This is a genomic window from Amycolatopsis kentuckyensis, from assembly GCF_041679295.1.
Taxonomy (GTDB): Bacteria; Actinomycetota; Actinomycetes; order Mycobacteriales; family Pseudonocardiaceae; genus Amycolatopsis; species Amycolatopsis kentuckyensis_A.
The window spans coordinates 892811-916712 of record NZ_JBGDMD010000002.1 but is presented as its reverse complement, the minus strand read 5'-3'; the positions used below and the strand labels follow the sequence as shown (position 1 = coordinate 916712).

Annotated in this window: 19 protein-coding genes; 7 read left to right on the top strand and 12 right to left on the bottom strand. The window is 71.4% G+C overall.

What is annotated here, in order from left to right; genetic code table 11:
- Positions 1 to 19 precede the first annotated feature (19 nt).
- The 3 genes from ACERZO_RS10510 (at position 20) to ACERZO_RS10500 (ending at position 3130) form a co-directional block, all read left to right on the top strand.
- Positions 20 to 1690 (top strand): DUF885 domain-containing protein, encoded by a 1671-nt coding sequence (locus tag ACERZO_RS10510; RefSeq protein WP_372664344.1) that lies wholly within the window; start codon positions 20 to 22, stop codon positions 1688 to 1690.
- Positions 1687 to 2295 carry a TetR/AcrR family transcriptional regulator gene (locus tag ACERZO_RS10505; protein WP_372664343.1) on the top strand — a complete coding sequence of 203 codons (609 nt, stop codon included), beginning with the start codon at positions 1687 to 1689 and terminating at the stop codon, positions 2293 to 2295. The genes ACERZO_RS10510 and ACERZO_RS10505 overlap by 4 nt, the downstream gene beginning before the upstream one ends.
- 73 nt (positions 2296 to 2368) lie before the next feature.
- Positions 2369 to 3130, top strand: a complete 762-nt coding sequence (locus ACERZO_RS10500) for an alpha/beta fold hydrolase (protein WP_372664342.1) — start codon at positions 2369 to 2371, stop codon at positions 3128 to 3130.
- Here the strand turns inward: ACERZO_RS10500 and ACERZO_RS10495 are convergent.
- From ACERZO_RS10495 to ACERZO_RS10485, 3 genes are all read right to left on the bottom strand, one after another.
- Positions 3127 to 3552 (bottom strand): hypothetical protein, encoded by a 426-nt coding sequence (locus ACERZO_RS10495; RefSeq protein ID WP_372664341.1) that lies wholly within the window; start codon positions 3550 to 3552, stop codon positions 3127 to 3129. The two genes, ACERZO_RS10500 and ACERZO_RS10495, sit on opposite strands and share 4 nt — an antisense overlap.
- Before the next feature lie 8 nt (positions 3553 to 3560).
- A complete protein-coding gene (locus ACERZO_RS10490; RefSeq protein WP_372664340.1) occupies positions 3561 to 4055 on the bottom strand; it encodes a hypothetical protein in 495 nt (164 codons plus the stop codon).
- Positions 4056 to 4154: 99 nt separating this feature from the next.
- A complete protein-coding gene (locus ACERZO_RS10485; RefSeq protein WP_372664339.1) occupies positions 4155 to 5273 on the bottom strand; it encodes a PucR family transcriptional regulator in 1119 nt (372 codons plus the stop codon).
- A 115-nt stretch (positions 5274 to 5388) separates the two neighbouring features.
- Here ACERZO_RS10485 and ACERZO_RS10480 point away from each other — a divergent pair, with 115 nt between their 5' ends.
- Both ACERZO_RS10480 and ACERZO_RS10475 read left to right on the top strand, forming a co-directional pair.
- Complete coding sequence (locus ACERZO_RS10480; RefSeq protein WP_372664338.1) at positions 5389 to 6249, top strand: esterase/lipase family protein; 861 nt, start codon at positions 5389 to 5391, stop codon at positions 6247 to 6249.
- Positions 6171 to 6542, top strand: a complete 372-nt coding sequence (locus ACERZO_RS10475) for a hypothetical protein (RefSeq protein WP_372664337.1) — start codon at positions 6171 to 6173, stop codon at positions 6540 to 6542. Before ACERZO_RS10480 ends, ACERZO_RS10475 begins: the two co-directional genes overlap by 79 nt.
- Before the next feature lie 9 nt (positions 6543 to 6551).
- On the opposite strand, the gene ACERZO_RS10470 is transcribed toward ACERZO_RS10475, so the two are convergent.
- Positions 6552 to 9686, bottom strand: coding sequence for a GH92 family glycosyl hydrolase (locus ACERZO_RS10470; protein WP_372664336.1), 3135 nt, complete (start codon positions 9684 to 9686; stop codon positions 6552 to 6554).
- 157 nt (positions 9687 to 9843) lie between these two features.
- On the opposite strand from ACERZO_RS10470, the gene ACERZO_RS10465 reads away from it, so the two are divergent.
- Both ACERZO_RS10465 and ACERZO_RS10460 read left to right on the top strand, forming a co-directional pair.
- Positions 9844 to 10539: a response regulator transcription factor gene (locus ACERZO_RS10465; RefSeq protein ID WP_372664335.1), complete on the top strand. Its 696-nt coding sequence runs from the start codon at positions 9844 to 9846 to the stop codon at positions 10537 to 10539.
- A complete protein-coding gene (locus ACERZO_RS10460; protein WP_372664334.1) occupies positions 10529 to 12433 on the top strand; it encodes a sensor histidine kinase in 1905 nt (634 codons plus the stop codon). The genes ACERZO_RS10465 and ACERZO_RS10460 overlap by 11 nt, the downstream gene beginning before the upstream one ends.
- Positions 12434 to 14193: 1760 nt before the next feature.
- Here the strand turns inward: ACERZO_RS10460 and ACERZO_RS10455 are convergent.
- The 8 genes from ACERZO_RS10455 to ACERZO_RS10420 all read right to left on the bottom strand — a co-directional run bounded on the left by ACERZO_RS10455 (position 14194) and on the right by ACERZO_RS10420 (position 23883).
- Complete coding sequence (locus ACERZO_RS10455) at positions 14194 to 15021, bottom strand: carbohydrate ABC transporter permease (protein ID WP_372664333.1); 828 nt, start codon at positions 15019 to 15021, stop codon at positions 14194 to 14196.
- Entirely contained in the window at positions 15011 to 15892 is an 882-nt protein-coding gene (locus ACERZO_RS10450; protein ID WP_372664332.1) for a carbohydrate ABC transporter permease, read from the bottom strand. Before ACERZO_RS10450 ends, ACERZO_RS10455 begins: the two co-directional genes overlap by 11 nt.
- Positions 15892 to 17181: an ABC transporter substrate-binding protein gene (locus tag ACERZO_RS10445; RefSeq protein WP_372664331.1), complete on the bottom strand. Its 1290-nt coding sequence runs from the start codon at positions 17179 to 17181 to the stop codon at positions 15892 to 15894. The genes ACERZO_RS10450 and ACERZO_RS10445 overlap by 1 nt, the downstream gene beginning before the upstream one ends.
- A 73-nt stretch (positions 17182 to 17254) precedes the next feature.
- On the bottom strand, positions 17255 to 18310 hold the full coding sequence (locus ACERZO_RS10440) for a LacI family DNA-binding transcriptional regulator (RefSeq protein ID WP_372664330.1): 1056 nt from the start codon (positions 18308 to 18310) through the stop codon (positions 17255 to 17257).
- 48 nt (positions 18311 to 18358) lie between these two features.
- Positions 18359 to 19978, bottom strand: coding sequence for an FAD-dependent oxidoreductase (locus ACERZO_RS10435; protein ID WP_372664329.1), 1620 nt, complete (start codon positions 19976 to 19978; stop codon positions 18359 to 18361).
- Between the two features lie 134 nt (positions 19979 to 20112).
- Positions 20113 to 21264 carry a 4-hydroxybenzoate 3-monooxygenase gene (locus ACERZO_RS10430; protein ID WP_372664328.1) on the bottom strand — a complete coding sequence of 384 codons (1152 nt, stop codon included), beginning with the start codon at positions 21262 to 21264 and terminating at the stop codon, positions 20113 to 20115.
- A gap of 71 nt (positions 21265 to 21335) precedes the next feature.
- Positions 21336 to 22073 carry an IclR family transcriptional regulator gene (locus ACERZO_RS10425; RefSeq protein ID WP_372664327.1) on the bottom strand — a complete coding sequence of 246 codons (738 nt, stop codon included), beginning with the start codon at positions 22071 to 22073 and terminating at the stop codon, positions 21336 to 21338.
- Positions 22074 to 22116: 43 nt separating this feature from the next.
- Complete coding sequence (locus ACERZO_RS10420) at positions 22117 to 23883, bottom strand: chitinase (RefSeq protein WP_372664326.1); 1767 nt, start codon at positions 23881 to 23883, stop codon at positions 22117 to 22119.
- Positions 23884 to 23902: the final 19 nt, after the last annotated feature.

Genomic DNA, 23902 nt, shown 5'->3' with positions numbered 1-23902 from the left:
GCGCCGACAGAATGGGAAGATGACCTCCGCCATCGCGCTCGCGGACGAACTGCTCGACGTGCTCGGCACCTGGATGCCGCTCGAAGCGACCTTCGTGGGCATCCCCGGCCACGACGCGGAGCTGCCCGACCCTTCCGAAGCCGGGCACGCCCGGATCAGGGAGCGGGCGGCCGGCGTCCTCGCGCGGGCCCGGGCGTCGGCGGACGCGGACCGGGTGACGCTCGGCGTCGTCGTCCAGCAGGCGGAGGCCGTGCTCACCCAGCTCGACGCGCGGGTCGTCGAATTCACCCTCGCCGACCCGATGTTCGCTGTCGGCATCAGCCACCTGGCGTTCCTGCCGCAGCTCGCGCCGTCCGGCGAGCGGGCCGAGGAGGACTACCTGACCCGGCTGGCCGGGCTCCCGGCGTTCTACGAAGCGCTGGCGCGGCGCCAAGGCGACGGCCTGCGCGCGGGCCGGACGCCGGTGGACCGCAACGCGCGCAACGCGGTCGCGTTCCTCGACCGGTACCTCGCGCAGGAAGAGCTGCTCGCCCAGCCGCTGACCGGCGGCCGCGGCGAGCGCCGCGACCGGCTGGTGGCCGAGGTGGTCCGGCCCGCGCTGGCGCGCTACCGGGACTTCCTCGCCACCGACGTCGTCGGGCGCGGGCGGCCCGACGACCGGCCCGGCCTCTGCCGGCTCGAGGACGGCTCGACGCACTACGCGGCGTTGGCGCGCATGCACACGACCACCGGTCACACGCCGGAGGAACTGCACCAGCTCGGTCTCGACGTCCTCGCCGGGCTCGAGGCCGAGTACGCCGAGATCGGCGGCCGCGAGTTCGGGCTGACCGACCCGGCCGAGGTGCGCCGCCGGTTGCGGACCGACGAAAGCCTCCGCTGGACGGACGCGGAGGAGATGCTCGAAACGGCCCGGGCGGCGGTCGCCCGGGCGACAGCGGCGGCGCCGGACTGGTTCCACCGCATCCCGCGCGCCGAGTGCGTCGTCCGGGCGGTCCCGGAGGCCGACGCGCCGGTCGCCGCGCCCGCGTACTACCTGCCGGCCGCCCTCGACGGCTCGCGTCCGGGCGTCTACTTCACGAACACCCACGAGGTGCGCACGCGCGACCGGTTCATCGCCGAGACGGTGGCGTTCCACGAAGCCGTGCCCGGCCACCACTTCGAGGTCTCGCTGGCGCAGGAGCTGACGGACCTGCCGCTGCTGCGCCGGATCGCGCCGGTGACGGCGTACGGCGAGGGCTGGGGGCTGTACTCCGAGCGGCTGGCCGACGAGATGGGCTTGTTCTCCAGCGACCTGATGCGGCTGGGCATGGTGGCCGAGGACTCGGTCCGCGCCGCGCGGCTGGTGGTCGACACGGGACTGCACGCGCTGGGCTGGACGCGTTCGCAGTGCGTCGGGTTCCTGCGGACGCACACGGTGCTCAGCGAGGTGGAGGTCCAGTCCGAGACCGACCGGTACATCGAGTGCCCCGGCCAGGCGCTGGCGTACATGACGGGCCGGCTGGAGATCCTGCGCCTGCGCCGGTTCGCCGCGGCCGCGCTCGGGGAAGCGTTCTCCCTCAAGGACTTCCACGACGTGGTGCTCGGCGGTGGCCCGCTGCCGCTGTCGGTGCTGGAGGAGGTCGTCCGCGCCTGGGTGGGCTCGTGGCACACTTCGTCGACCACGATCCAGTCAGGGGAGCACGACGCATGACCGATCGCCCGGCCCGGCGGACGCAGGAGCAACGACGCGCCGAGACCGAGCGGCGGGTGCTGGACGCGGCGATGGCGCTCATCGCGCGCAGCGGGTCCCGGGCAATCACGCTCGCCGAGGTCGGGGAAGCCGCCGGCTACAGCCGCGGCATCGTCTACCACCAGTTCGGCAGCCGGGAGCGGCTGCTGGAAGCCGTGCTCGACGAGGCGCAGCGGTTCGACGTCCCCGGCTACCAGGGAGACGGCTTGGACCACTTGGTGCGGATCGTCGAGGCGTACCTGCGCAACGTCGTACGGCGGACCCCGGCGGCGCGCGCGTTCCTGCAGCTGTGGGGCGAGGCGATCGCGGCCGACCCCGCGCTGGCCCCGCTGTTCGCCCGCCGGGACGCCGACTTCCGGCAGCTCCTGGCGAACGTGGTCCGCCAGGGCGTCGCCGACGGGTCCGTCCGGCCCGACGCGAACCCGGCCGCGGCCGCCGTGCTGGTCGTCGCCCTGGTCCGCGGGACCGGGCTCCAGCTCATCGCCCAGCCCCCGGTCCGGGGCGTCCCCGCCCTCATCCGGGAGGCGACGCGATCGGTGCGCGCGGCCTTCGCCGTCACGCCGTAGCTTCCGGCAGTGGTCTCCGGCCGCGGCCACTGCTACAGTTACTTGCGTACATGCACGCAAGTTAGGAGTCGAGATGGGGAATCCCCTGGTACTCGTGCACGGCAATCCGGAGAGCTCCGGCGTGTGGGGCCCGCTGGTCGAGGCGCTCGGCCGGGACGACGTGGTGACGCTGTCGCCGCCCGGCTTCGGGATGCCCGCGCCGGACGGCTTCTCCGCCACCGTCGAGGGTTACCGCGAATGGCTCGCCGCGCGGCTGGAGCAGTTCCGCGAACCGGTCGACCTCGTCGGCCACGACTGGGGCGGCGCGCACGTCGCCGGAATCGCGATGACCCGCCCGGACCTGATCCGCAGCTGGGCGTCGGATGCGCTCGGCCTCTTCGACCCGGGTTACGTTTGGCACGCGCGAGCCCAGGTGTGGCAACAGGAAGGGGCGGGCGAGGCCTCGGTGAAGGAGATCTTCGGCGGCACGTTCGAGCAGCGGCTGGCGGTCGTCAACGCGCTCGGGATGACCGGTCCGGCCGCGGAACGCGTGGCCGCCGGAATGGACGACGGCATGGGGCGCGCGGTGCTTTCCCTGCTGCGGTCGGCCGCCCAGCCGGCGATGGCCGACGCGGGCCGAGGCCTCGCGAAGGCGCGGCAGCGGCCCGGCCTGGCTCTGATCGCGCTCGCGGACGTCGACCAGGCCAGTGGAACGCCGGCGCAGCACCGGGCCGCGGGTGAAGCCGCCGGCGCGGAGATCGCCGAACTCCCCGATGTCGGGCACTGGTGGCCGGTGACGGACCCGCACCCGGTGGCGCGCGCCCTGACCGCGTTCTGGTCCCGGTTGGACGGTTAGTGCTGCATGCCGTAGGACTTCTGGCACGGATAGCCGTCGCCGGTGGCTGACCAGCTGGCCGGGTAGCCGTTCTGCGCCCAGGCGGCGTACGCCTGCGCGTAGGAGTAACCGCGCGCGTGGAGCCACTGGCACGGTGTCTGCCCGGCCGCCGGGGTGATCGTGATCCACGGCTGGGCGTTGATCCAGCTCGACTGCGCGTACCACTGACCGGCAGCGCCCTTCGGTTCGACGACGACGGTCTGCGGCGGCTGGACGACCACCGTCTGCGGCGGGGCCACGGTGACGGTCGGTGTGCTCGGCGCCGTGGTGACCACTGTGGACACCGACGGCTGGCCAGCGGTCCCGGAGATCGTGCGCGGCAGCCCGCACGCGGCGAGCGCGAGCACGGCGGAAAGGGTTGCGGTGGCGCGGAAAAGACGCATGGGCTGGCTCATTTCGTCCGGGTCATGTGGCTGCCGGTGATGACGCCGCCGGAAACGGTGTACGTGCCGGCGAACGTCCGGGTGCTGCCATCGGTCTGGACGGCGGACAGCACGACGGAAACCGTGCTCCCGCGGACGTCGGTGACGGTCAGCGTGTCCCACGACGTCGTCGCGAAACCGTTGACGTACTTGGCGTACCCGCCACCGCCCGCGATGCGGCTGCCGCCGAGCGACCACGCCGTGGCGAAGTCGCGGCGGTTGAGGGCGTCGTAGTACGCGACGACCGTGCGCGCCTCCGACGTGTCCACGGGAGCGACGTAAGCGGGCGGCTGCGGAACGTAGACCGTCTGCGGCGGCGCGGGCACGGCGACCACGGCGGTGCTGGTCGTCGGCGGCGCCGGTGTCACGGCGACGGGGACGGGCACCCCGACCACCGGCGGCACCCCGCACGCGGCGGCGCCCGCTCCGATCAGGACGGCGACGAGAATTCCGGCGGGTTTCATGGGAATCAACTTCTTCCGTGTCCGCCCCCTGGAATCGGCCGCCCGCGCCGATCCGCAACGGATCGGGAGAACCGCGACCCAAGCGTTATCCCGTGGGAATCAGCCGTTCTGCCGCACGATGTCGTAAGCCGTCATCGCGGCGGCCAAGTGGCGGGCGTCCGCCGGCTGCGTCGCGTCGTACCCCGTGATCAGCTGGATCCGGCCCAACCGGTACGTCAGCGTGTTGCGGTGGATGCTCAACGCCGACGCCGCTTCGCCGCGGTTGTAGCCCGACGTCACGAACGCGCGCAGAGCGTCGATCAGGTGCGGATGGTCCGCCAACGGCGTCAGCACCGAAGCCAGCGCTTCCCGGGCCGGGCTCGGCTGGGCGATCTGGTACTCGATGGCCAGGTCGGCCAGCCGGTAGAGCCGCGGCGGGCGGCCCAGGTTCTCCGCCAGCGCAAGGATTTCCAGTGCCGACGTGTGCGCGAAGGGGATGTCCGCGTGCGTCGACGCGCGGGCCGTCGCGGCGAAGCAAGGACGGCCGCAGACCCGGTCCACCCGGGCCGCCACCTCGTCGGCGGACGACGAGGCCGGCACCAGCAGCACGCCCCCGTCACCCTTGAACGTCACCAGCAAGCCGGGCTGACCGTCCAAATCGGACCGGACCGCGCGGAAGAGGTCGGTCGCCGCACGGGCGTCCGCGGCCGCCGGCGGCGCGGGCAGGTGGAACACCACGACGTCGTACGCCTCGGCCAGCTCGCGACGGCGCACCGGGCGGCCGGCGAGCAGGTTGGCCGTGAGGTGCTGCCGGTCCTCGCGCTGCTCCCAGTCGAGGTCGTCGCGCTCGCGCAGGTACGCCGCCGCGACGCGGGGCATCACCTCGCCGAGGAACGCCAGCATCCGCGCGCCGAGCACCGCGCGGTCGCCGGGCACCTGCTCCCACGCCACGCTCGCGGCCAGCGGGTAGATCCGCAGCACGGCTTCCAGCGGCAGGCCGTCGCGAGCCCGTTCGGCACCCCATGCGATCGGCAACGCCAGCTCGGCCTCCGTCGGCCGGCGGTCCTCCGCCACCGTGGTCAGGAACAGCTCGAACACGGCCATCGCGTTGGCGACCAGGTCACCTTCGAGCACGCTCGCCGGCAGCAGCCGGTACGCCGGGATCTCGGCGGCGCACCGGGCGATCATCGCGGCGGCGATCTCCCCGGACCGCGGGAAGAGCGCCTCGACGGCATCCACCACCACATTGTCACCATGCACAAACGGCCACGGCAAGTTTCTGCGCGTTTTGCCAGCAGACAGCATTGATCAACCGGCGCATGCTGTGCACACCACCAGACGAAGGGACTTCGCAATGGCGCGGGGAACGAAACGATGGCTGGCCGCGATCGGCCTGGCGGGGGTGCTGACGCTGAGCGCGGCGGTCCCGGCCCAGGCGGCCGGCGGCGGGAACAACGACTTCGGCTGCCGCCCGGGCGCGGCCCACCCGAACCCCGTCGTCCTGCTCCACGGCACCTTCGCCACCTACTACGAGGACCTCAACTTCCTCCAGGCCGACCTGGCCGCCCGCGGCTACTGCACGTTCTCGCTGACCTACGGCGCCTACCCGCAGTTCCCCTTCGTGGGCGGGCTGAAGCCGGTCGCGGAGTCGTCGCTGGAGATCAAGGCCTTCGTCGACAAGGTCCGCGCGGCCACCGGCGCGGCCAAGGTCGACGTCGTCGGGCACTCCGAGGGCGGTCTTCAGTCGCTCTACCTGGCCAAGATGCAGGGCATCCAGAGCGAGCTCGGCCAGGTCGTCGCGATCGCCCCGCCGACGCACGGCGCGAACGCGTCCGGCCTCCTGACGCTCGCCTACACGCTGCTCGGCAAGAGCACGTGGGACACCATCGTCAAGACCATCGGCCTGCCGATCTTCGCCGACGAGCTGGACGGCGGCGCCGCGATCGTCGCGCTGAACACCGGCCCGGTCGCCCAGCCCGGCATCGGCTACACGATCATCACCTCCCGCTACGACGAGCTGGTGACGCCGACCGAGACGTCGTTCGTCCGCGAGCCCGGCGTCGAGAACCAGTACGTCCAGGACTTCTGCCCGTTCGACCCGGTGGGCCACATCGGCGAGGCCTACGACCTGAACGTGTGGCACCTGGTGCGCAACGCCCTCGACCCGGCGCACGCGGCGCCGATCAAGGTCTGCGCCGCCGGCTCCCCCGGCTGAGTATCTGCACCCGCGCCTTCCCCCTCCGCGTCGAGCGGCTGAGCCGGCGGGAGCGCGAGATCTTCGGCCTGCTCGGCCACGGCCTGTCCATCCGCGGTATCGCCCGCCGGCCGGCGATCAGCAACGTCCTGATCAAGCTGCGCGTCGAGCCGCGGCTGCAGGCCGGGTCGGTGGCGTGCCTGCTCCTCGCCCGGCCTCCCCTGAACGGGCAAGCAACGGGGAGGTGCCGGAATGCAGCCCCGCACTTCGGCGACGCGGCGATCAACGTCTACAACGCCCAGCAAGCCGCCTGACCCCACCCGTCAGCCGAGGCCGATGGCGAACACGTGCAGGTTGCTGTCGGAAGGCAGGGTCACCGACGCGATCTGCTTCCCGGGCGGGGCGTCGAACGGCGTCGTCGCGTAGATCGACGCTCCGCCACCCGGGCCGCCCGGCTGGTTGCGGTGGTCCGTGCGGGCCACCAGCGTGTTGCCGAACACCGGATCCGTGCCGCCGCCCGGGAACACCCAGTCGCCGAAGGACAGGTCGGCCGCCGCGGTGGTGCCGTCGGTGAACGTCACCGTCGCCGACGCCTGGTGGTCACCGTTCGAAGCCGTGCCGATGAACGACAACCGCGTCCCGGACAGCCGGATCGTCTGCCCGGCCGGGACGACGTTGTCCGGCCGGCCCGCCGGCGCCGCGGGCCACCCGAACGACGTGCCGACCGCCTGCGCGGTCTGACCGCCGACCAGTCCGGCCGCGGCCAGGGCCTGCCGCGACAGGCTGTTGCCGGCGCCGTCGATGTCGGCCGCCCCGGTGTCACCGTCGTCCGAAATGCCGACGTTCGAGTACGCCGCCGCCAGCCCACCCGGAGGCGCGACCAGCACGATCACCGAGCCCGGCACCGACGTCGAACCGCCGCGGACGGTCACCGGCACCTGGTAGTAGCCCTCGGGTGTCCCGGCGGCCACTGACACGGTCAGCTTCGCGGAACCGCTGCCGGTCCGGTCGTCGAGCCGCAGCTGCCGCGGCCCGGTCACCGAGATCCCGGCCGGCGCCTTCGTGGTCACGTCGAGCACGCGGTCGTGCCCGCCGAGCCGCTGTCCGCTCACGGTCGCTTCCCCGGTGCTCCCAGGCGAAACGACGACCTGGTTGGTCGCCGAGGCCAGGAACGGCTTCTCACTGTCGCGATAGGACGGCGGTACGGAGTCCGCCGCCCACCGCTTGTCCGGAGTGGACACGAGCGAGAAGTCCAGCCGGCCACCGTCGCGAGCCGTCCCGGCGGGCAGCGACGTCTTGTTCCAGTCCCGGCCGTTCAACGACAGGGAGTGGACGTACGTCGCCGGCGCTTTCGGCGCGCGGATGTCGATCGTCCGCCCGGAAGGCAGCGACAGCACCGCCCGCTCGAACAACGGACTGTGCACGACCAGGTCCGGCGTCCCCGGCGTGGCCGGGTAGATGCCGAGCGCGGCCCAGACGTACCACGACGACTGCGCGCCGAGGTCGTCGTTGCCCGGCTCGCCGTCCGGCGTCGCGCTGAACAGCGTCGTCGCGATCTCGCGGACGACCTGCTGCGTCTTCCACGGCTGCCCGACGTGGTTGTACAGCCACGGGACCCCGAAGTCGGGTTCGTTGCCCGCCCACATGTACGGCTCGTTCGGGCCGACGTTCAGCTTCTGGAAGAAGGTGTCCAAACGGGACGCCGTGGCGGCCGGTCCGCCCATCGCCGTCACCAGCCCGGCCGGATCCTGCGGGACGAGCCACGTGTACTGCGCCGCGTTGCCCTCGTCGAAGCCGTCCTGGCCGAACTTGCCGGGCGGCGGCGGGACGTAGCCGGGGCCGTCCGGGAAGCGGCCGTCCTGCCCGCGCGGCTGCAGGTAGCCGGTCAGCGGGTTGAAGATGTTCTGCCAGTTCTGCCCCCGCCGGGTGAACTCGCGCGCGACGTCGCGGTCGCCGATCCCCTGCGCGAACTGCGCGATCGCGAAGTCGTCGATCGCCCACTCCAGGGTGATCGACGCGCCGACGCGGGCGTGGTCGCCGCGTGCGGCGTCGTTGTTCGGCAGGTACCCGCGAGCGACGTAGTCCGCGATGCCCCGCCGTTCCTGGTACGCCCCCGGCGTTTCGTCGACCGAAGTCGCGCCCTTGACCAGGTACTGCAACGCCGTCTTGACGTCGAAGTCCCGCGCCCCGAAGGCGTAAAGGTTCGAGATCAGCGCGACCGAGCTGTCGCCGGTCATCTGGCCGGTGTAGCCGTTCGCCATCGGCCAGCGCGGCCACCAGCCGCCCTGCACGGCGTCGTTGGTCAGCGACTGCGCCATGTCGCTGGCTTCCTGCGGGAACAGCATGGCGTGCAGCGGCGCGAGCGAGCGGTAAGTGTCCCAGTCGGAGAAGTTCGCGTACTGGTGGCGACCCGCGGGTAGCGTCCGGACCTGGTTGTCGAAGCCGATGTAACGGCCATCGGCGTCGTCGAACGTGTTGGGGTGCAGCAGCGAGTGATACAGCGCGGTGTAGAACGTCTTGAGCTGAGCCTCATCACGCCCGGCGACGCGGATCTTGCCCAGCGCCTGCGTCCACTTGTCCCTTGTGGACTTGCGAACCGCGGCGAAGTCCCAGCCCGGGACTTCCGAGGCCATGTTGGCCTTCGCGCCGTCGACGCCCACATAGGACATCGACACCTTGGCGTGCACGGTCTGCGAGGCGAACGTCAGGTACGCGCCCGCCCGCGGTGAGTCGACGCTGTCGGTGCCCGGCTTGACCGCCGAGCCGTCCCACGTGCCGTGCGCGGTGAACGGCTGGTCGAACGCGATGTCGTAGTAGACCGTGTAGTGGTTGCCCTTGCCGCAGAAGTTGCCGGTGGTCGCCGAGCCGCTGACCTCGCGGTCGCCGGTGATCTTCAAGGTCGCGGCGGAGTTCCCGGCCAGGCTCGCGCCGCCCTTGACCAGCACCTGCGGTGTCGAGCCGGCCGGGTAGGTGAAGGTCGCGAGCCCGGTGCGGGTCGTCGCGGTCAGCTCGGCGCGGACGTTCGAGTCGGCGAGCGTCACGGCGTAGTAGCCCGGCTCGGCCTGTTCGCCGTCGTGGCCGAAGTGCTCGGTGCGGTCCCAGGGCGCGCTGCCGACGTCGCCGGTGACCGGCAGGATCGGCACGTCGCCGAACGCGTTGCAGCCGACGGAGGCGTGGTCGAGGCTGAATCCCCGGATCCGGTCGGAGTGGTACTGGTAGCCGGCGTACGCGCCCTGGGTGTCCGGCGAGAACTGCATCATCCCGAACGGCGCCGCCGGCCCGGGGAAGTTGTTGATCTCGCCGACCGAGCTGCCGCCCCGGCCGGTGCCGATCAGCGGGTCGACGTAGGCCGCCGGATCCCCGACCAGCGGTGACATCGTTGTCGGAGCCGCTGAGACGACGGCGGGCGCCCCGATCACCGCCGTCGCGACCACCGCCGCCATGAACCGATACCGCACCCGGTGCCTCCCGAAGCCGACAGCCTTGTCATCCGACCTTTGCCTGCGTCCGGGGCCGCGGTCAACACTTTGACAAAGACCTGGCTCGTGCCCTCAACGTATGAAGATCCGGTCAGGATCGGGTGGCGACCGCGTCAGGACGCCTAACCTCGACGCCGTGTGCGCACGTGTACTGGTCGCCGAGGACGACGAGAAGCAGGCCGAGGTGCTCCGGCTCTACCTCGAGAGCGAAGGGCACACCGTGGTGCTGGCCCCGGACGGCCGGGCGGCCCTCGACGAGGCCCGCCGCGAGCGGCCCGACCTGCTGGTCCTCGACGTGATGATGCCCAAGGTCGACGGGTTGGACGTCTGCCGCATCCTGCGTGGCGAGTCCGACGTGGCGGTGCTGATGCTCACCGCCCGCGCGACCGAGGAAGACCTGCTGCTCGGCCTCGACCTCGGCGCCGACGACTACCTGACCAAGCCGTACAGCCCCCGCGAGCTGATGGCCCGGGTCCGGACGCTGCTGCGCCGGACGTCGGCCCGCAGCGAGCCGCCCGACCCGGCGTTGCGGGCCGGCGCCCTGCGGCTCGACCCGGTCCGGCACGAGGTGTCGGTCGACGGCCGCCCGGTCGAGACCACACCCGGCGAGTTCCAGCTGCTGGAGACGTTGATCCGGCAGCCCGGGCGGGTGTTCACCCGGCGCCAGCTGCTCGAGCTGACCCGCGGCGACGACCGGTTCGTCAGCACCCGGATCATCGACGTCCACGTCCTCAACCTGCGCAAGAAGCTCGAGCCCGACCCGCAGAAGCCCGTCTACCTGCGTACCGTCTTCGGCGTGGGGTACAAGCTGACGGCGGAAAATGACGCGTAGCTTCCCCCTCCGGCGCAGTCTCGTCGTCCGGCTGACGGCGGTCTCCCTGCTGATCGCGCTGGGCTCGATCGCCGCGACCGCGTGGCTGGCCGTGCAGACCACCACCCGCGCGATCCAGCAGGAACAGGGCCAGGCGCTGTCCGGCGACGCGACCATCTACACCGAGCTGATCGGCTTCGCCGCGGCCAACCACACGTGGGACCAGGTCGGCCCGCGGCTGCGGGAGCTGTCCGCCGGCACCGGCCGCCGGATCGTGCTGACCACCCTCGACCGCCGGGTGCTCGGCGACTCCGGCGGCGAGCCGGTCACGCTGCCGGTGAAGGCGACGGCGTCGGTCGACCCGCTGCACGTCGACCCGGTGCTGCTGCCGCAGGCCGGGACCAGCGGCATCGACCCGCGCGCGGCGGGCCCGTTCCGGCTCCCCGTCGACGAGCGCGAGGACCTCGACGGCCTGGCGAGGAAGGCCGCCGCGTGCCTCACCTCGTTCGGCTTCCCCAGCCAGGTGCGCGCCGGGGCGAGCGGCCGGCCGCAGCTCACCGGGCTCGACCCGCTCGCCGCCCGCTACTTCGCGGCCAAGTGCGGCATCTACGACCTCGCCACCCCGACGCCGACCGAGCAGACCGCGCTCGACAGCCTCGACGAAGCCGTGAACCGCTGCCTGCAGGCCCAAGGCGCCGAGCAGGTGAAGCTGGGCCTCGACTTCGACGCGCTCGGCGTCGCCGACCAGGGGCCGAGCCGCGCCTGCGTCGACTCCGCCCGCCGCGCGCAGCTGACGCCGTTCGTCGCGCCGCCCGCGCTGCTCTTCACGCTCGGCCCCGGCGGGTCGCAGCTGCCGACGTTCACGCTGTCGCGGGAGAACCTCACCCGGATCCTCGCGGTGACCGGCGGCGTGCTGGTGCTGGCCGCGGCGATCACCGTGCTGGTCGCACGCCGGCTGTCGCGGCCGCTGCGCGCGCTGACCGAGGCCGCGAAGCAGGACCGGCCGGCGCCGGTGAAGTCCCGCGACGAGGTCGGCTACCTCGCCGCCGCGTTCAACGACCTCACCGCGCGCCGCGAACGCATCGAGGAGCAGCGCAAGGCGATGGTCAGCGACATCGCCCACGAGCTGCGCAACCCGCTCAACGTCATCCGCGGCCGGCTGGAGGCCGCCGAGGACGGGCACCTGCCGTTCGACCGGGCGCTGTCGACGTCGCTGCTCGAAGAAACCGTACTGCTGCAGCACATCGTCGAGGACCTGCAGGACCTCGCCGCGGCCGACGCCGGCCGGCTGCGGCTGCACCCGGAGCCGGTGGACGCGGCCGAGCTGGCCGGCCACGTCGCCGCCGCGCACGCCGACCGGGCCGCCGCGGCCGGCGTCACGCTCACCGTTTCCCCGCGCGGTTCGGCGCTGCTGACCGCCGACCCGGTGCGGTTGCGCCAGATCGTCGGGAACCTGGTGGCCAACGCGGTCCGGCACACGCCGGCCGGCGGCCGCGTGACGATCCACGTTTCGTCCACTGTGGACGAGGTGGTGATCGCCGTCGCGGACACCGGCACCGGGATCGCCGCCGAGGACCTGCCGCACGTGTTCGACCGGTTCTGGCGGGCCGAGAAGTCCCGCAGCCGCCAGACCGGCGGCAGCGGGCTCGGCCTCGCCATCGTGCGCCACCTGGTGGCGGCGCACGGCGGAACGGTCACCGTCGAGTCCGAAGTGGACGCCGGGTCGACGTTCACCGTCCGGCTACCGAAGCCGGATCTCCGTGGTGAGGGCGCCGGGGTGCGGGACGCGCAGGACGTGCAGCCGCCGGGCGCCGTCGCGCAGGAACGTGACGGTGGTGGCGGTGACGGTCGCGGCCAGGGCGGTGCCCCAGCCGACGGCGATCGTCGTGCCGCCGCGGCGGATCGCCAGCCCTGACGCCGTCGCGCTCGCGTCGGCGCCGTGCGTGACCGGGGTGCCGTCGGAGAAGCGCACGTCGTCGCCCGGGTGCAGGACGAGCGGGAGCTGCTCGGTGAGCGGGGTCGTCCCGCGGACCGCTCGGGTGACGGTGTCGCGCGTGATCGTCAGGTCCGTCCGGATCCGCGTGTCGAGGCCGTACCGGACGACGACCGGCGCGGAGCCGGGCACCTTCCGGCTGCCGTCCCACGGGCGGTCGCCGATGGCGTAGGTCGCGTCGAGCAGGCCGCGGGCGTCCGGGCTGCCGCTGGGCAGCAGGCTGGCCCAGCACTGCGTGTCGTCCTGTTGCGAGTGGACGACCATGCCGGCCCGCGGGTGCCACAGCATGCCCTGCGCGCCCCGGACGTAGGTCGACGGCCGCGTGCCCCAGAACCCGGCCAGGTACAGCTGCGGGCGACGCACGTAGACGTACGTCTGGTTCAGCTCGGCGTCCCGCCGCTGGACGGCGAAGTCGGTGGACCGCAGGTAAGGCAGCTGCCGGATCGACGCCTGCTTCTCGCCGCGCGACGGGAACGCCTCGCCGTACGGGACGTGCGCGAGGATGCGCGGTGAAGTGTCCTGTTTGGCCGGTCCGATCGCCGGCCCCGGCGTGGCCGCCCACTGCCTGCGCGTCTCGGCGCGGTCCTCGCGGGTGGTGAAGAACGCGGCCAGGTCCGGGACTTCCGGGACGAACAGCGAGGCGAGGTTGGTCCGGTCGGGATCCGGGAGGACGTCGTCGTAGCAGGACACGTGCGTGCGGCTCGACGTGGCGACGTAGGTCAGCGAACCGGAGCCGTCCGGTTCGCGGACGACGTTGTAGCCGAACCAGTCCGCGAACTTCCGGGCCATCCCCACGACCGTGCGGTCGCGGGTCAGCGCGTAGATCTCGGCGAGCTCCGGGAGCATCACCTCGAAGTTGTAGTTGACGTCCATGCCGGTCGGCTCGTAGAAGAAGCCCGCCGGGCTCTGGCCGTTCGCGGCGAGGAATCCGATCCGGTCCCGCAACTGGTTGCGCAGCACGGCATCCGGGTCGAGTTTCAACGCCAGCTGCGACGACGACAACCCGGACGCGTTCTGGTTGGCGAACTCGACCGGGTGCGCCCAGATCGGGTTGGCCGGGTTCAGGAACCACGTCATGCCCTGGTGCAGCGCGGCCGCGAGCTCGGCGCGGCGAGTCGGCAGCGCGTTGACCTGGCGCAGGTTGGCGAGGGTCTTCGCGAGATAGCCCATGCCGAACCCGGTGGCGGCCTTGGACTTCTCGGTGATCGAGTACTCCGGGAACGAGCCGTCGGCGTGCTGGAGGTTCAGGTAGTGCCCGATCGCCGCGTCGAGCCGGTTCCGCAGGGCGGGGTCGAGGTAGTACGGGTTCCACGGCCGCCGGTTCGCGTAGAACCAGCTCAGCGTGTAGACGTGCTCCTGGACGCGGGCGTTGTACGGCTCGCTCGGCGTCCGCCACCAGCCGCCGCCGAAGAAGCCGAGAGTGGCCGGATCGACGCTGACATCGTTGACAATGCCCGGCAGAATGGCGAGGTAGGGCGCGAACCGCTGCTCCAGCGGGGAGAAGAGCCGCCGGTTCGGGGCGCCGGGCGGGAGCGGGGCGAGCGGCGGGAACGGCACGCTGGCCGGCGGTACTTCGGCCGCCGCCGTCCGGGCGCCCACGAGGCCGAGCGCCGCGGCGGCGGTGGCTCCGCCGAGGAAGGTTCTGCGATCGATCACGACTGCCTCCCAGCAGTTCGGCAGCGCTAGCCTTTGAGGCCGCTCTGGGCGAGCCCTTCGACGAACTGGCGCTGCGCGATGATGAAGACGATCAGGACCGGCACGACCGTGGTGGTCGCGGCGGCGAGCTGGACGTTCCAGAGGTGGCCGCCGTAGACGTCGACGTACTGCGTCAGCGCCACCGGCAGCGTGAACATGTCCTTGTCGGTCAGGTACACGAGGGGTTCCAGGAAGAAGTTCCACGTGTTGAGGAACGTGAAGATGGCGACCGCGGCGAGCGCGGGCTTGGCGATCGGCAGGGCGACGCGCCGGTAGAGCCCGAACCGGGACAGGCCGTCGAGCCGGCCGGCTTCTTCGAGCTCGTTCGGGATGGTGATGAAGAACTGGCGCATCACGAACGTCGCCAGCACGCTCGGCGCGCCGAAGATCGGGACGACGATCAGCGGCCAGTGCGTGTTCGTCAGGCCGAGGTCGTCGACCAGCCGGAACAGCGGGATGATCGTGACCTCGCTCGGCACCATCAGTCCGATGAGGATCAGCGCGAAGAGCTTCTCGCCGCGGAACCGGATGCGGGCGAACGCGTACCCGGCCAGCGAGGAGAAGAACATCGTGCCGAGCGTGACGAGCACGGCGATGTAGAGGCTGTTGAAGTACTGCCGCGCCAACGGGAAGTCCGTGAACGCGACTCTGTAGTTCTCCCACTGCGGCTGGTTCGGGAACAGCTTCGGCGGGTACGCGAGCACTTCGTTCGCCGGCAGCAGCGACGCCGTGATCATCCACCAGGTGGGGAACACGAACGGCACGGCCAGCACGACCATCACCGCGTAGCACGCGATCTTGGCCCTACGACTCATGGAACACCCACCGCTTCCGCATCCGCCACTGCAGCAGCGTGAGCACGAGGATGACGAGGAACAGCACGACCGCCAGCGCGGAGCCGTAGCCGAGGTCGTGGTTGGCGAACGCCTGCTGGTAGAAGTAGAAGACCAGCACGTTGGTGCTGTCGGCGGGCCCGCCGAGGGTCAGCACCTGGATCTGCGCGAACACCTGCAACGCGCCGGCGACGGTGATGATCGCCGTCAGCAACGTCGTCGGGCTGATCATCGGCAGGATCACCGAGCGGAACCGGCGCCACGGCCCGGCACCGTCCAATTGCGACGCCTCCATGACGGACGCCGGGATGCCCTGCAACGCGGCGAGGAACAGCACCATGTTGAGCCCGACGTTCTTCAGCACCTGCACGACGATCACCGACAGCATCGCGGTGCCGTTGCCGCGCAACCAGTTCGGCCCGTCGACGCCGATCGTCTGCAGCAGCGCGTTGATGCCGCCGTTGTCCTGCAGGAGGAAGTTCCAGACGATCGTCCACGCGACGAGCGTGACGACCACCGGCGAGAAGAAGACCGTCCGGAACACCGTGGTGCCGCGCAGCTTCAGGTTGAGCAGCAACGCCAGCGACAGCGCGAGCGCCAGGTTCAGCACGACCAGGCCGACGCAGAAGATCGCCGTGGCGCGGGCGACCTTCGGCGCGGTCGGGTCGTCGAAGAGCTTCGCGTAGTTGTCCGCACCGGCGAACGTCGACGTCCCGGCCAGCAGGTTGACGTCCTGGAAGCTGTACCAGATCACCGCGACCAGCGGCGCGACGACGAAGGCGAGGAACCCGAGAGCCTGTGGGGCGACGAAGAGCCACCCCGCCAGCTCTTCGCGCTTCCTCGACGTCCACATCACTGGCTCAGCGCCGGGTCGATCGCCTGGCAGACACCGGCCAGCGCGGCGGGCACGTTCGCGTCCGGCTTCCACATCGGGTCCAAGGCGGACTGGACGAGCGACGCGATCCGCGCGCTCCCGGTGTGCGACGGGAGCACCGCGCCGGTCTTGATCCCGTTGACCACGACGTTCTGCAGCTGCTCCTGGCTGAACAGCGGGTTCGCCTTGGCCAGGGTGGCCGCGTTGAGCAGGCTGTCGCGGGCCGGCGGGAAGTACTGGCCGAGCTTCGCCGAGTTGGCCGGGTTGGTGAAGAACGCGAGGAAGTCCGCGGCGGCCTTGGCGTGCTTGCCCTTGACCGGGACGCCGATCCCGGCCTGGCCGATGACCTGCGCGTTCGCCTTCGGGCCAGCGGGCAGCGGGACGATCCCCCACTCGAACGGCTTGGCCTTGAGCAGCCCGGCGCGGCTGATCTGGGCGATGGTCAGGCCCGACTCGCCGGCGAAGAAGTCCGCCGTCGTGCCCGGGCCGGGCAGCGCCTTGTCGGTGAAGATCGCCTGGTGCAGGAACGTCATCGCGGACGTCATCTCCGGCGAGGTGAACCCGCACGTCCTGCCGTCCGGGCCCCAGGCGTCGGCGCCGAAGCCGCGCCAGACCGAGGCGAGCAGCACCCACTGCTTGTACTCGAACTCGCGGATGACCAGGCCGGCTTTGCCCGCATCGCGGGCGGCGACCTGGGTGGCGATCCGCTTGGCGGCGTCCCAGGTCCACCGTCCACTCGCGAGCAGCTGGTCCGGGGTCTCGGTGATCCCGGCCTGGGTGAGCAGGTTCTTGTTGTAGAACATGCCGAACGGCGACGTCGAGAACGGGTAGGCGTACAGGCCGTTGTCCTTGGTCCACAGTTTCGTGGCGGACGGCACCAGCTCGGCGGCGTTGTACCCGGCGGCACTGTCCAAAGTGGGCTTCAGGTCGGTGAGGGCGCCGGACTGGACGAAGTCCGGGGCGTCGCGCTCGAGGATCCACGCCAGGTCCGGTGGGTTGCCGCCGGAGAGCTGGGTGGTGAGCGCGGCCGAGTACGCGCTGGTGTCCCCCGGGACGACGTCGAACTTGACCGACGCGACCTCCGGGTGCGCCTTGCGGTACTCGGCGGCGATGGAGTCGAAGAGGGCGAGCTGGTTCTTGTCCGTCGTCCAGACGGTCATGCGCAGGGCGATGTCCTTGTCGTCGCCGGCGCCGCCCGAGCACGCCGTCGAAGCCAGTGCGACGGCGGACAGGGCCGCGGCGAGCAGCCGGATTCTCCGGTAGGCCACGATGCCTCCTGGTTATTCGAATTAGCAGGGACCGTAAGCGTCGCCTGCGAGGGTGTCAACCGGCCGTTCGGCGTCAGCGTGAGTCTGTTGTGGAGGGTCTCGCCGTCGTGGCGCCCTCGTGGATCGTGCACGGCAGGAGCAGCTGGCGGGGCTGGGGGTTCTTCAGCAGCCCGACGAGCACGCGCACGGCGTGCGCGCCCATTTCGTGGCGCGGGATGCGGAACATCGACCAGTCCGTGCCGGTGCTCGGCACGGCGTGCGCGTGCGGCTGCTGCGACGGGTCGGCGTCCCCGAGCACCACGATGGACAGGTCGCCGGGCACGCCGAGGCCGAGTTCGTGCGCGCCGGCCAGGATGGCGTCGGCCATCGCCGAGCTCTCGACGAGCAGCGCCGTGACGCCCTCGTCGAGCGCCTGCCGCAACGCGAGCGCCGGGTCCTCTTCGAGGAAGACCAGCGGCGGACGGCGGTGCTTGCGCGCCGCGGCTTCGTAGCCGGCCCGGCGGTCGAGCGTCGGCTCGTTCTCCTCGGTCACGCTGAGCAGGCCGATCCGGCGGTGCCCCAGGCCCCACAGCCGTTCGTGGACCTCACGGGTGGCCGCGACGTAGTCCGCGCCGACGTAGCTGATCGGCCCGGTCGGCGACTCGCGGCGGCCGACGAACACGAACGGGAACTGCTCCTCGACGAGCTGCGCGAGCTCCTGCGGGTCGTTGTGCCGGCCGAGCAGGACCGAGCCGTCGGCGATGCGCAGCCGGTTCGTGCCCGCCTCGTAGATCCGGCGGCGCCCATCGCGGCGGCCACCGCTGGTGAACAGCAGCAGGTCGAAGCCCTGCGCCTCGGCTTCCTCCTCGATACCGAGCAGGAACGGCCGGTAGAAGTCGGCCACACCGGAGGGGAACACCGACTCGTAGGTGAAGACGCCGAGGATCTGGTTGGACCCGCCGCGCAGCCGGCGGCCCATGATGTCCACCGTGTACCCGGTTTCGCGCAGCACCTGCTGCACGCGGTCGCGGGTCTCGGGGGTGATGCGCAGGCTGTCGGAGCCGTTCAGCACCATGGACACGACGGCCTGCGAGACGCCGGCCAGGCGCGCCACCTGGGCCTGCGTGACCCGGCCCGAACCCGCCGTCATCCGTGACTCCCTCCCGCGCGACTCCGTGAGACCTTACCGGCGGCACGGTCAGTACCCCCGCACTTCCGGCCACCGGCGTTCCACCCCGGCGGCGTCGAGCACGCGGGCGAAGTCCTCGAAGAGCCGGGTGTCTTCCCGGACGGCCTTCGGCTCGACGTCCTCGCTGATCGCGAAGGTCGCGAGCAGCCCGGCGACCTCGCCGATGTTCCACTCCACCGGGTGCAGCCGGAAGCAGCCGTTGGTGATGTGCGTGGTGCCGATGTTCTTGCCGGCGGGCAGGAGGTTGGTCGTCCGCACCGGGAGCAAGGCGCCCAGCGGGATCTCGTAGGGCACGCTGGCGACGTCGATGTAGTTGTCCCCGCCGGTCGACGGGTGCAGGTCGATCCGGTAGCTCCCGACCCCGACGGCGTCCGCGCGGCGCACCCGGCCGTCGACGCCGAGGATCTCGGCCGAGACGTCGTGCTCGGTGACGGTCGTGACCGCCTTGATGCGCCGGGCTTCCCGGACGTACGCGGATTTCGCGAGTCCGTCCTCTGTGTCGGTGACGTCGGGACGCAGCTTGAGACCCGGGAAGCCGGTGCCGCCGTCCGCGCGGGGCGCCTCGGTCTGCAGCCAGTACAGGACGGACAGGCTGAGCTGCTTGGCTTCGTGGTGCGCTTCTCGGACGTCCGCTTCGGTCGTGTGGCCGGGGATCGTGAGCGCGGGCTTGAGCCAGTAGTCGTTGAGGGGCCAGTTGACGAGCGTGATGTCGGAGTCGAAGGCGCCTTCGGTGTGGAGGTTGCGGGCGAGGATGCGGCGGAAGGCCCACAGTTCCTTGTCGCCGGCGTCGGCGCTCTGGTCGGCGCTCACCGCCAGAGGGTCACCGGGCGGGTTCGGGACGAAGGTGCGCTTGACCGGTTCGAGCGTCCGCGGGTCGGGGGCGACGAAGCCGAGCAGCGGGCCGGGCCAGAAGTCCGGCTGGTAGTCGCGCCAGAAGCCGTACATCTCCGGCTTGTCGATGACGTGGTTTTCGCCTTCGTGGTGGGAAACCGCGAAGCAGTAGGTGATGCCCTGCAGGTTGGCCGGGTCGGCTTTCGCGGGCGCGTGCGGTTCGTCGTGGTCCGCCTTGGACTCGGCGCCGGTGACGTGCTCGGTTCCGGTGAGCGGCAGGAGGTCGCCGTTCTCGGTGGCGTCGAGGACGTACTGGGCCTTGACGGTGATCCGCTCTCCGCCGTTCTCGAGCGTCACGGCGTCGACGCGGTCTTGTGTCGTGTGCGCTTCGACCGGCCGGTGGTGGCGCAGGACGTGGATCCGCCCGGCGCTGACGTGCGGCGCGAGCATGGCCTCGATGACGGCCAGGGCCACCCGGGGTTCGCTGCAGAGCTTGCTGACGCGGCCGGCGCCGGGGTTCAGCTCCGGCCGTTTCGCGGCTTCGGCCCGCAGCGGGTAGTGGCGGCGGTAGTGGTCGCGGATGCCTTGGCGCAGGTCGCGGTAGGTGCGGGTGGAGCCGAACCGCTCGATCCAGGGGTTCTCGTCCGGCGGCACGGCCTGGGCGGTGAGCTGCCCGCCGAGCCAGCCGGTCTCCTCGGTGAGCACAACGCGCCGTCCGCGGGCCGCGGCGGCCAGCGCGGCGGCGACCCCGCCGAGTCCCCCGCCGACCACCAGAATCTCCGTGTCCAGTTCCCTCATGAGCCCTTCCCGGCGCTGATAATTCGAATTACTACGCGGGTATGGTGCGACGGGGGTGGGCTGGGCGTCAAGGGTGGGTGTAGTGAATGACTCATTCCTGTCGCGTGGCGACAGGAATGAGTCATTCACGTCGGTTACAGCGGCAGACCCGCGTAGTTGTCGGCCAGCTCGGTCATCGCGGCGGTCGAAGTGACCGTGCGGCGCAGCTGGGACAGCTGGAGCTGGGCGTCGAAGTCGTCGCCGTGGCGGTGCAGCATCGACGTCATCCACCACGAGAAGTGCGTGCACCGCCAGACGCGCCGCAACGCCGTCTCCGAGTACGCGTCCACGAGTTCGTCATCGCCGTCGAACGACGCCTTCAGAGCGCGGGCCAGCAGCGCGACGTCGGCCACCGCCAGGTTGAGGCCCTTCGCGCCGGTCGGCGGCACGATGTGCGCCGCGTCCCCGGCCAGGTACAGGTTCCCGTGCCGCATCGGCGTCGTCACGAAGCTGCGCATCGGGAGCACGCTCTTCTCGGTGATCGTCCCGGTTTCCAGGGTCCAGCCGGGGACGCCCAGCCGCTCGGACAGCGCCGTCCAGATCCGGTCGTCGCTCCACTCGGCGATGTCCTCGTCCGGCGCCACCTGCAGGTAGAACCGGCTCACCCGCGGCGAACGCATGCTGTGCATCGCGAATCCGTCCGGGTGCCACGCGTAGATCAGCTCGTCCGTCGACGGCGCGACGTCGGCCAGCACGCCCAGCCAGGCGAACGGGTACGTCCGCTCCCAGACCTTCGGCTCCGGAATGGACGCCCGGCTCGGCCCGTGGAACCCGTCGCAGCCGACGACGACGTCCGCGTCGATCCGCCGCGCGGTGCCGTCACTGTCCACAAAGGTCACATACGGCCTGTCGGCCACGTCGTGCACGGCGACGTCCGAAGTGGAGTAATAAGCCGGACGGCCGGCCTTTTCCCTTGCCACCATGAGGTCCTTGGTGACCTCGGTCTGCCCGTAGACGGTCACCGACCGTCCGATGAGGCCGGTGAAGTCGATGTGGTGGCGCTCTCCCGGCGACTGCAGGTAGATGCCGCGGTGTTCCATGCCCTCGACGTCGAGCCGGGCGCCGAGGCCGACCTGACGCAGCAGCTCGACCGTGCCCGCCTCGAGGATGCCCGCGCGGATGCGGGCCTGGACGTACTCGGCGGTCTGCCGTTCGAGCAGCACCGAGTCGATGCCGTCGAGCCCGAGCAGGTGGGACAGAAGCAGCCCGGCCGGGCCGGCGCCGACGATGACGACCTGGGTGCGCACTGGAGACGTCCTTTCCCGCGACAGAGCCCGAGCATCGCCCGCCGACGCCCCGCCCACTACCGTATTCTCATTCAGCGAGAGAGCATCCGCGAGATGCCGCGGGCCGCCGCCCGCAGCGCCGGGATCTGCATCCGCGCGTTGCGGTCGTTGGGCACGATCACCGACAGCGCGGCGACGACGTCGCCGCCGCGTCCCCGCAGCGGCACGGCGATCCCGGTCGTCTCCTCGTCGATGAACCCGGCGCAGAACGCGTAGCCGTCGCGCCGGACGTCGGCGAGGAACCGCCGCAGCCGCGCCGGGTCGGTCAGCGTCGTGCGGCGGAACGCCTCGAGCGGACCGGACAGGACCTGTTCCTGCAGGTCGGCGGGCGCGTGGGCGAGCAGCACCAGCCCGGACGACGACGCGTGCAGCGGCAGCCGGCCGGCCACCCGCGTCACGTTGACGACCGCGCCGGGCGCCGAGAGCCGCTCGACGAACAGCACCTCGCGGTCCTCCAGCACGGCGAGCTGGGTGTGGTGCCCGACGACGGCGTGCAGGTCCTCCATGAACGGCATCGCGGCTTCGCGCAGCCCGAGCGTCGGCGACGCGCGCGACGCCAGTTCCCACAGCCGAACGCCCACGCGGATCCTCCGATCGGGGTCGCGGCGCAGCCAGCCGTGGCCGACCAGCTCGTCGACGAGCCGGGACGCCGTGGCGACGTGCAGGCCGGCGCGGCGCGCGATGTCCGTGACGCGCAGCGCCGGCGTCTCCGGCCCGAAGGTCTCGAAGATGCGGACGACGCGCGTCAGCACCGAGTCGCGTTTCTCCACGTCAGGCAGTGTGCCCCAGCTCGGCGGGGCACACTGCCCGGCGTCACGGCAGCGAGTTCAGGAACGGCTCGTGGCTGTTCTGGAACTCCCAGTTGTAGTACTTGTCCCAGTTGATCGACCACGTCATCAGGCCCCGGAGGGCGGGCGAGGTGCCGCCGCGCAGCGTGTACGAGCCGCACCCGCTGCCCTTGACCAGGCAGTTCACCGCCGTCTGGACGTCGGCGGGCGAGGTGTAGCCGTTGCCGGCGCTGACCGCGGCGGGCAGCCCGATCGCGATCTGGTCCGGGCGCAGGCCGGGGAAGAACTGGCCGGTGTTCGCGACGGTGAAGCCGGCTTTGAGCATGTCGGTCATCGCGATGTGGAAGTCCGCGCCGCCCATGTTGTGGTACTGGTTGTCGAGGCCCATGACGGGGCCGGAGTTGTAGTCCTGGACGTGCAGCACGGTGAGCGAGTCCCGCAGCGCGTGGATGACGGGCAGGTAGGCGCCGGTCCGCGCGTCCCCGGCGCTGGTGCCGCCGTAGAACTGGTAGCCGACCTGCACGAAGAACGTCTCCGGCGCCATCGTCAGGACGAAGCCCGAGCCGTACTTGGCCTTGAGCGACTTCAGCGCGGAGATGAGGTTGACGATCACCGGCGTGGTCGGGTTGCGGAAGTCGCTGTCGCCGGCGTTGAGCGAGAGCGAGTGGCCCTCGAAGTCGACGTCGAGTCCGTTGAGGCCGTACTTGTCGATGATGGCGGAGACGGAGCTGACGAACTTGTCCCGCGCGGCGGTGGTCGTCAGCTGGACCTGGCCGTTCTGGCCGCCGATGGAGATGAGGACCTTCTTGCCCTGCGCCTGCTTGGCCTTGATGGCGGCGGTGAAGTCGGCGTCGCTCTCGACGTTCGGGCATTCGGTGGCCGGGCAGCGGTTGAACCGGATGTCCCCGGAGGTGACCGAGGTCGGTTCGCCGAAGGCGAGATCGATGATGTCCCAGGCGGCGGGGACGTCGGCCATCCGGACGTATCCGGAGCCGTTGGCGAAGCTGGCGTGCAGGTAGCCGACGAGGGCGTGCTTGGGCAGGCCGGTGTCGACGCAGCCGGAGGTGCTCCCGGTGGCGGCGGCGCTCTTGGGCGACTCACCGGCTCCGTTGTAGGCGGCGACCGTGTAGCTGTGGGTCGTACAGGCGGTCAGGCCGCCGACGGTGGCGCTGGTCCCGCTGGTCGTGGCGACGACGGTGCCGCCTTCGTAGACGCGGTACCCGGTGACGGTACCGGCACTGGCGCCCCAGCTCAGGGTGATGGAGCCCGCCGTGGCGGTGGTGATCTGCGGGGTGCCGGGCGCGGTGGGCGTACCGGGGGTGTTGCCACCGGGCCCGTCGAGGACGACGTCGTCGGCGTAGTAGGTGCCGGCGCCGTACCAGCCGTGGAGGTAGAGCTGGGCGGAGGTCTGGGTGCCGGTGGTGAAGGTGAGGGAGAGCTGGTTGTAGGCGCCGCTGTTGCCGGACCACGTCGAGGGGCCACCGGTGACACCGAGGTAGACGGGGTTCCCGCGCACCCAGGCCGAGACGGAGTAGGTGGTGTTCGGCTGAACGGCCACGGTTTGCGAGCACTGGGCGTAATCGGCCCCGACGGGCGTGCCGGCGAGGGCGTAGCCGCCGCTGTGGGTGGGGCTGCTGACGGTGGTGGCGTTGGCGCAGGTCCAGCCGGAAAGCGAGCCGGCTTCGAAGCCGGGGTTGGCGAGGAGGTTGGCCGCTTCGGCGGTTCCGGTGGCAAGCCCGGAGAGCGCGAGCATCGCGGCGGCGAGGATTGCGGACAGTCTGGAACGCCTCATCGGGTCCTCCAGTCGGGGA

What these genes read in the sequence shown, in the direction of transcription:
- ACERZO_RS10435 (WP_372664329.1), bottom strand. Translation starts at nt 19,978, where the DNA reads ATGAGGGAACTGGACACGGAGATTCTGGTGGTCGGCGGGGGACTCGGC.
- ACERZO_RS10510 (WP_372664344.1), top strand. Translation starts at nt 20, where the DNA reads ATGACCTCCGCCATCGCGCTCGCGGACGAACTGCTCGACGTGCTCGGC.
- ACERZO_RS10460 (WP_372664334.1), top strand. Translation starts at nt 10,529, where the DNA reads ATGACGCGTAGCTTCCCCCTCCGGCGCAGTCTCGTCGTCCGGCTGACG.
- ACERZO_RS10490 (WP_372664340.1), bottom strand. Translation starts at nt 4,055, where the DNA reads ATGAAACCCGCCGGAATTCTCGTCGCCGTCCTGATCGGAGCGGGCGCC.
- ACERZO_RS10420 (WP_372664326.1), bottom strand. Translation starts at nt 23,883, where the DNA reads ATGAGGCGTTCCAGACTGTCCGCAATCCTCGCCGCCGCGATGCTCGCG.
- ACERZO_RS10455 (WP_372664333.1), bottom strand. Translation starts at nt 15,021, where the DNA reads ATGAGTCGTAGGGCCAAGATCGCGTGCTACGCGGTGATGGTCGTGCTG.
- ACERZO_RS10505 (WP_372664343.1), top strand. Translation starts at nt 1,687, where the DNA reads ATGACCGATCGCCCGGCCCGGCGGACGCAGGAGCAACGACGCGCCGAG.
- ACERZO_RS10450 (WP_372664332.1), bottom strand. Translation starts at nt 15,892, where the DNA reads ATGTGGACGTCGAGGAAGCGCGAAGAGCTGGCGGGGTGGCTCTTCGTC.
- ACERZO_RS10500 (WP_372664342.1), top strand. Translation starts at nt 2,369, where the DNA reads ATGGGGAATCCCCTGGTACTCGTGCACGGCAATCCGGAGAGCTCCGGC.
- ACERZO_RS10480 (WP_372664338.1), top strand. Translation starts at nt 5,389, where the DNA reads ATGGCGCGGGGAACGAAACGATGGCTGGCCGCGATCGGCCTGGCGGGG.
- ACERZO_RS10440 (WP_372664330.1), bottom strand. Translation starts at nt 18,310, where the DNA reads ATGACGGCGGGTTCGGGCCGGGTCACGCAGGCCCAGGTGGCGCGCCTG.
- ACERZO_RS10495 (WP_372664341.1), bottom strand. Translation starts at nt 3,552, where the DNA reads ATGCGTCTTTTCCGCGCCACCGCAACCCTTTCCGCCGTGCTCGCGCTC.